The organism is Bradyrhizobium sp., from assembly GCF_016462955.1.
Taxonomy (GTDB): domain Bacteria; phylum Pseudomonadota; class Alphaproteobacteria; order Rhizobiales; family Xanthobacteraceae; genus Bradyrhizobium.
The window spans coordinates 1-1,568 of sequence record NZ_JAEMSD010000882.1; the positions used below are offsets into that span (position 1 = coordinate 1).

Annotated in this window: 2 protein-coding genes; both read right to left on the reverse strand. The window is 64.8% G+C overall.

Annotated elements, in window-relative coordinates; genetic code table 11:
* Positions 1 to 37 precede the first annotated feature (37 nt).
* A complete protein-coding gene (locus JHD07_RS39500) occupies positions 38 to 715 on the reverse strand; it encodes a DnaA/Hda family protein (RefSeq protein ID WP_291632046.1) in 678 nt (225 codons plus the stop codon).
* A 92-nt stretch (positions 716 to 807) separates the two neighbouring features.
* Positions 808 to 1,350: a CDP-alcohol phosphatidyltransferase family protein gene (locus JHD07_RS39505; protein WP_291632047.1), complete on the reverse strand. Its 543-nt coding sequence runs from the start codon at positions 1,348 to 1,350 to the stop codon at positions 808 to 810.
* Positions 1,351 to 1,568 lie beyond the last annotated feature (218 nt).

Below are 1,568 nucleotides of genomic sequence, written 5' to 3' on the forward strand. Positions count from 1 at the left end.
CAAGCGGACTTCACGCAGAGCGTCCGGGCGGGGCGGCTCAGGCGTCCCGGAGCAACTCGGCAGCCAGTGCCCTCGTGACGGGGCGGCCGAGCCGCAGGGCCTCGCTGTCGAGCAGTTCCACGGCCTGACGGGCGGCGGCCGAGGATCGCTCCAGGCGGGTGGCGAGATAGCCGACCACGCTCTCGTCCACGGTGAGCTGGCGGTCGGCGCAGAATTTGACGATGAGGCCGCGGAAGAGCTGGTCGTCGGGTGGCAGCAGCGTCACCACCGGAACGGCCCGCAGGCGGGAGCGCAGGTCGCGAAGCTCGATCTCCAGCGCGGCCGGCGCCTCCCGTCCGGTGAACAGGACGTAGGCGGCATCCTCGCGGGCCAGATTCATCAGGTGAAACATGGCGCGCTCGTCGAAATCCTTTGCCTTGAGGTCCTCGACCACGAGCGCGCCGGTGGCGAGTGCGCCCGGAACGCCCGCCGCGGTCAGCGCATTGGCGCTGGTCGAGCGCGCGCCGGCCTCTTCCGCCCAGATCGTCGCCAGATGACTCTTGCCGCTTCCTTCCGGGCCCGCCAGCCACATGATCCGGTTCGGCCATTCCGGCCAGCTGTCGATCAGGCCGAGACCTTCCGCATTGGCGGGGCCTTCGAGGAAATTGTCCCGGCTGAGGCTCTCCGCATGCGGAAGGGAAAACGCCAATTGTCGGGGATGAACGCGGCCTGCCACGCTTGCTTTGCTCCATGCCGGCATGCCGGCGCATTTGACGAGGTTCGACTTAATCGTGTGGGACTTAGCCCGTTACGGGGCCGAACGTCCCTTCACTTGGCCTCGATCGTACTCATGTGGCGCAACCACTCGACCAGATAGAGCGACACGGAGGTGAGCGTGAAGACCGTGACGAGGCCCATCAGGATGATATCATAAGGCGCGGGCTTGAAGCCGAAGGCAAGTGCGGCCAGCACCAAGGCCGCGAATGCGACTTGCGCCACCGTGTTGAGCTTGGACACCTTCGAGGGCTTCATCTCGACCGGCCTGTCGAACAGCCAGGAGACGATCACGGCGGCGACGATCATGATGTCGCGCGACACCACCAGGATCACGATCCAGCGCGGGATCGCGCCCCAGATGCCGAGCGCCATGTAGATCGACACCAGCAGCGCTTTGTCCGCAAGCGGATCGAGCAGGGCGCCGAGCTCGCTTCGCATGTTGAAGCGCTTGGCCAGAAAGCCGTCGACGGCGTCGCTGATGCCGGCGATCAGGAACACGGCGAATGCCACCTCCATTTGGCTCGACACGATCGCCCAAACGATGACCGGGACCAGCATGATGCGGCCCAGGGTAATGATGTTCGGAATACTCACGCAGCGCTTCCCGGCACCGGTTCTGACCTCAAATCCGGCCCGTTACAGGCTGAACCGGTTGATATGTCTACATAGTATAGCGAGGAGCGCCATGCGAGCCATTGCGCGTCCCCGGAATTCGACGTAACCAGCCGCGAACCCACTGGAAATCGGGCATGACCGACCGCAAAAACGGCCTCACTTACGCCGATTCAGGCGTCGATATCGACGCGGGCAAC